This is a genomic window from Endozoicomonas atrinae (assembly GCF_001647025.1).
Taxonomy (GTDB): Bacteria; Pseudomonadota; Gammaproteobacteria; order Pseudomonadales; family Endozoicomonadaceae; genus Endozoicomonas; species Endozoicomonas atrinae.
The window spans coordinates 1-5774 of record NZ_LUKQ02000297.1; the positions used below are offsets into that span (position 1 = coordinate 1).

The following is a 5774-nucleotide window of genomic DNA, read 5'->3' on the forward strand; positions in this document are numbered from 1 at the left end:
ACCATTCGCACCGGAGTTAAACAGCTCAGAAAGGCTATGGGAGTGGATGCGGGAGCATGACTTATCAAACAAAGCATTTTCAGGTTATGAAAATATTGTAGATTGTTGCTGTGAAGCTTGGAATAACCTTTGCAGCGAAGCTGGTCGACTGTTCAGTCTGTGCTCCCGTGATTGGGCAGTTATACAGTAGTTAGAAAATTCAATTGGTATTACTTCTGGATGACTGACTTTTGGTTCCACATTCTTCACAACTTCAGCCTGACGAGTCGCGAACTGAGCTTTTGCGTCCTGGGAGATTGGCGCTTCTACCTGAGCCGGTTGGACGGAGGTGGGGCCACCGACTCCAGGGGTACTGCAAAGTGGATATCTGGGGTAGTTGAACATGATCAATTCAGCTGGCCAATAGTATTGCAATTGCTATCGGCAGCGGGCAGAAATTGTTTTCACTGAGAATGTTGGGGCGATCAGATTAATATATTGAGGAGGAAGTGGCGTTCTCTGGGAGCTCCATTGTCCATTCTACTGAAAGTACAGGAGGCTTGGCTTTTCGGACATATGGATATGACTCTTATACCATAACGGTTTTTTTTAAGAGCGGTTTCTTCTGGTTACCCATCTAATGGGGAACGCCCCCTGATCCCGCTAACCATTGGTGGCTGGTCTTCAAGCTATCAACAAGAAGGTCTGGAAGGCTTAATGATGCACACTGAATGAGTGAGCCGTGCGGTAGCTGAGGCTTATTGTTCTCTTCTTCAATTCCTTCCAGATAAAAAGACAGTGCTTTTGGAATTTTTTAGTTAAATAAGAGTCCAAGATTCTGGACTTCGTAAGTTGAGTAATGGATTAACTGTAACGACATTATGAATTCACAATGTCGGTGCTTTTTTGTTGGCCAGTCTAAGTAGTATAAATATTCAAACTGAATAACCCATCCAGGTAATAACCATACCATGGTGGGGCTGACTTTATCAGGCTGTTCTCAGATAGTACTAACTAGAAATATAGAGATGAAAACAGATGTTCAAACGCATGTACTTTCCCGTTTCCACAGGCAGGAAAGCGATTCCGCAAAAGATAAACGGGATTTGGATCCAGATGCACTTGGCAGGGAAATTTATAACTACATCCGTCGCAGTCCTGTCGATGACTCTTTGACTGACCGGAATATCCTGGATAGGTTTTGTACCAGGTGTGATCCAGTCTGTTTTGAGAGTATCAGGGGGACCGAACCTGAACATTGTCCCGACGTGGTTCTTGAGTTAGTAATGGAGAAACTGAATTGCATAAAACTTAAGTGATTAGCCAGTAGTCATTTCGGTTGAAAAACCACCTGGATCGGGCTCAAACGCTATCCCTTTTCTGGAAGGTTGCTCTGAAAGACATCGGATTCAAGATGAAAGAGCAGCCTTTCCCGGCATTGACCCTCTCTTTACTTTTATATTTCCTGAACCATGAAAGAACCAGCCAGACAATGCAGCCGGATATCTCAAGAAATGAAATCTGGAACAAATAACAAAGCAAAGACATTTGGTGAAACTGGTTCATACTGAGTCAACATTATTTCATGTTAACGGTTAGACCCGTTGGGGGTCGCAAAGCAGTATGGAATGGCTCAGTCTTGTGATGGTACTTATTGCTGGCAGCTTGCTGCCACTTCAGGCTGGTGTGAATGCGCTGCTGGCTAATAGCAGTGGTCATACCATCTGGGCGGCAGGTATGTCTTTCTTCGTGGGTACGTTTGCGCTTCTGGCTCTATTTATCATACTTCGTACCCCTTGGCCTATGATAAGCCAGCTGAGAGCGGCCCCCGCCATGGCCTGGACTGGTGGATTAATGGGGGCATTTTTCGTCAGCTGTATGGCTTTTTTTGCGCCAAAACTGGGCGCTACTACGCTATTGGCATTGGTCATCACCGGACAGATAGGCATGTCACTGATTCTGGACCACTTTGGTGTGGCGGGATATACACAGCACCTTATCAGTTGGCAGAGGTTACTGGGTTTCCTGCTGATGTTATCTGGGTTTTTTTTTATTAGAAAGTTCTGACGTTAACCCGTGATTTCTGAGGGGGGTAAAGCACTGTAGAGTGCTCGGTTCGGTAAAGCAGGGCTGGACTCACAACATAGGCTGTCAGCTAGTCTGGCTATGAAGAACCCGAGACCTGATTCGTCGTTTGTACCGTCAGGTCAGATTCCTGACTATCTGCTTTTCCTTGCAGATAACTTTTCCTGATTCCAGTGTTTGTATGAGCGTTCTTCCATGACACATTTTAACCGGTTTCACGACTGGGTCATACCCCAGAGCTTTACTGACCTGACCAAACTGTTTTTTAGTTCCGAACTGTTAACGTTGCAGAATTGTCCCGGTGCCTTGTTGTGCTTGTTAAAATAATCTGTCTGCCTCTCAAACTCCTGGGCTAGAGATTTCAGGGGACTCTCATGATGAGAGCCCGGCCTTCCAAACCCTAATTTAAGCATCATATCTTTCCGGAGTTTGAGAAGTTCATTAACCCGTATCTCAGCTGCGACGGATGTTTTTGCCTCTGTCGTTTTGTCCAGTGTATCCAGGCTCATGTCCAGCAAAAACTCTGTGTGGTTCATCATTGCAGCATCCTCCTCCATACTTAATGAACTGGAGGAGGGGGGCAGAGCCTCCTCTAGGCAGTGACGTAATAAATCATAAGCCGCATTGATGCTATTTTTAACCTGATCGACGCGTTCTTTGTCCACTTTTTTTAACAGTGGTACAAGGCGGCCTGATTCAAGGTCATTATCGGGAAAGTGCTGGTTAAGCCATACGTGTGCTGTATGTAGATCCGGAGTTGAGTTGGGGACTTTGTCTGTGGCGGCCTGTACCTTTCTGTAAATACTATCGACTTTCGGGATCGCAATCCTTACCTCTGCTAATGCATGCCTGTTTACGAACAAAATACGGTGAGCCGTTTCTGCGCAAAGGGTAAATCTTTCCGTTGAATGAGGAGGCAATTTCTTCAGCCTGGGATCGAGCAATTTCTTTACTGCCTTCTTAGTCATTCCGGGCTTGATCTCTACCAGGAGCTCCTGAATACAGGTTGTCTCTGTTGGCTCCGGCTGAGTTGCCAGGGGCAGGGAAGTGGCTTCACCGGTTGGAATGGCCTGGGTCTCATCATTATTGCTGTTGTTTGAAGTTGATTCATCTGGGGGGCTGGAAGGTGGAGGATTTTGAGACGATGGTTGTTTGTTTTTCGCTTGCCTTTGCTTTTGCGTACCAATTTTTTCAGCAAGCGCTTCAATTTCTTTATTCAGCTCTAACTCGAGTTTCGTTGGGGTTAGATGCAACTTATTTATGAGATCTGACAGTGTGCTAATACCTTCTACAAATAAGTCCAAAGGGGAGTGTTCATAGTCAGGCTGCTTTCTTCTTTCTAACAATGCCTGATATTCAATGGATATTTTTCTCAATGAGGCTGTTTGTGACTTTACTGAAAACTGCCAACCAAATACTTTTGGCATGTTGCATAAGAACAATGGAAACCATACATCTTTGACACAGTTGAGAAACTGCTGCTGCTTTAAGGGTGTCATATTTGTGGTGATCAGCCTTTTTATTCCGGAAATGACTTCTGCAACGTGTCGGATAAACTCGATGGTTTGATTGGGGAGGTCTGTATTCACCTGCTCCAAGTCTTCCTGCTGACTAAGGCCGTTGATGATATCTTGAAATGCTGGGCTGAACAGGCCTGATCGTGAAGACAGCTGAATGAGCTCCATATAAATAGGGTGATGTTCCGGGTTGTTTTGAGTGAGATTGAGGACTTTCAAGATGTGGTCCTGAATCAAAAGCTGAGTTTTTAGGTGTTGTCTGAAGTTTTCATCAATGTTGAGTTCTTCTCCTGGGGCAAGTGATCGTGAGTATTTGGTTACCCGCTGGGCAATTTCCATACTATTATTGCTAAACAAGGCAATGAGGGTGCGTGTGCATTCCAGATAGAGTTTTTCAAGGAACGTTTGCTGGTTCTCGGCTAAAGGGGGCGTGTTGAGCAAACGGGTATGAATAACATGTGCCGTGTGCATAAAATGATCAATAATGGTTAGAAAACTGGAGGTGGTTTTTTCTGGCTTTTTAAAATAGCCAGCTTGAAAAGCATATAAGCTTTTGAAGAGCAGCAGGCTCGTTACTTTGATATGAAGACTAAGGTCTGTGTCTGTGACTGTTCGGCATGGTGAGGTTTGCCCGGGCTCAAGAAAACACCGTATTTTTCTGTTGAAGGCCTGGGACAAGAGCGTAAAGGCATGCAGGAAGTGCTCATTGATCCTGGTTTCACCATCAAACATCTCTTCTGTACTCATACCATAACTCTTCCGGAAATAGTCTATGCTGGCTCGTTGCTGTCCTACTTTTGCCCTCATATTTTGAGTGGGCATAAAAAAGGGAGGTAATGAGCCGGCAGGAATTTCGTGAAATGATTTTCTGGAGTTCAGCTCTGGCAGGAGAATTTTTCTCATGTATATTTCAGGCGTAATTGTAGAAGCAAGTGTCCTTTCTTCCGGATGCATCAACCCAACCTTTTTTCTATTTTCTTTCAATCTCTTTACTAAGACATTGCAACCTTCAATAATCTCATTGAAAAAAGGACAGTCTTCCATGCATTTAGTCAAGCTGCTCATTGCTTGATCTACTGCAGGCCTACAGTTCAGAAACAGCGGCTTGATATCTTGGTCGAGCTTGCGATCTTCTGCAGCCGTTGAGGGCCTGACTTGTAGCGAGAATATTTCCGGCGATATAGGTGGCATTGAGTTGGGAGCGACAGCACCTTGATTTTCAGGGTCCGGTTCCCACATGACCTGTTCATAAGCGTATTCTGCATATTCAATCGCCAGACTGTCTTCTGGCAATAGTGTTGTTAAATCTTGACTGGTTGAAGATGGTTCTTCTGAAGGTTGCGGTAATGGCTCTTGAGGTTTTGGGTCCTGAACAAAGTGGACTAAACCCCAATCGTCCACATAAGCTGATGCTCCGCTAACAGTCTCATGATAGGGCCGGTAATTCGAATAGTTTATCTGCTGTGGCTGGGGATGGAACGTGTTGGAAAGGTCATAGATTGGGACCGGTTTAAGGAAAAGAGTCCCGGGGTTAACAGTTGTCATATAAGGGGCAGATAATACCATGTGGCTTGTTGGAGTCTGCTGTTGCCAGAAACCGGGTACCTGATTAACGAGCTGGTTTGGATAGGCTACCTGGCATATCTGATGTGACTGCCATACTGCTTGGCCGGTAACTGCAGCCCCTGATGTCAGTGCGGGATTAAAATAGGTCTCAGCGCTGGCATTATTATCAGAAACGCATACAGAATTGACTGGCATATGTGAAAGTCCCTCATAAAGAAACCGCAACTGCACCTATTGTGAGGCTTACTTGTGCTTCGAGTAGGCTTATTTTATTGATTTATTAAGTTGCACTGTTACTGATTGATTGGCCCAAGGTAGGAAGCGTAAACATCCTGTATGAGTGTTTCAGCGCCCGATTCAGTAAAGCACTTTTTATGATGTTGTAAATGTTGTCATCTCAGGAAAGTAATAACACATCACAAAGGGCTTTCCTCGGAGGCAGTCATGAGGCGTCTATTATCATGATTGATGTGGAAGATTCTTCACAGTTTGTGAAGAACTGTCATCACCGATGTAATAAGTCTTCAAAACACCAGTTTAATTTGACCTCCCGATTAACCCTTTTCTGGCCGATTGTTTTCCTGTTGGTATCAAGCAGGGAGCAGCGCCATGACCAATCGAGAGGAC

At 44.9% G+C, this 5774-nt stretch carries 3 protein-coding genes and 1 pseudogene; 3 read left to right on the top strand and 1 reads right to left on the bottom strand.

Annotated features, from left to right (window positions below; translation table 11 throughout):
* Together AK963_RS35875 and AK963_RS24615 are read left to right on the top strand one after the other, a co-directional pair.
* Window positions 1–190, top strand: a pseudogene (locus tag AK963_RS35875) (IS630 family transposase); the annotation flags it as partial.
* Between the two features lie 1433 nt (window positions 191–1623).
* Window positions 1624–2046, top strand: coding sequence for a DMT family transporter (locus AK963_RS24615; RefSeq protein ID WP_238593838.1), 423 nt, complete (start codon window positions 1624–1626; stop codon window positions 2044–2046).
* 233 nt (window positions 2047–2279) lie between these two features.
* Here AK963_RS24615 and AK963_RS24620 read toward each other — a convergent pair whose 3' ends face one another.
* Entirely contained in the window at window positions 2280–5342 is a 3063-nt protein-coding gene (locus AK963_RS24620) for a hypothetical protein (RefSeq protein WP_066018038.1), read from the bottom strand.
* 191 nt (window positions 5343–5533) lie between these two features.
* On the opposite strand from AK963_RS24620, the gene AK963_RS35880 reads away from it, so the two are divergent.
* Window positions 5534–5774: hypothetical protein (locus tag AK963_RS35880; RefSeq protein ID WP_238593837.1), on the top strand; the 241-nt coding region annotated here is incomplete at its 3' end.

What these genes read in the sequence shown, in the direction of transcription:
- AK963_RS24615 (WP_238593838.1), top strand. Translation starts at nt 1,624, where the DNA reads ATGGTACTTATTGCTGGCAGCTTGCTGCCACTTCAGGCTGGTGTGAAT.
- AK963_RS24620 (WP_066018038.1), bottom strand. Translation starts at nt 5,342, where the DNA reads ATGCCAGTCAATTCTGTATGCGTTTCTGATAATAATGCCAGCGCTGAG.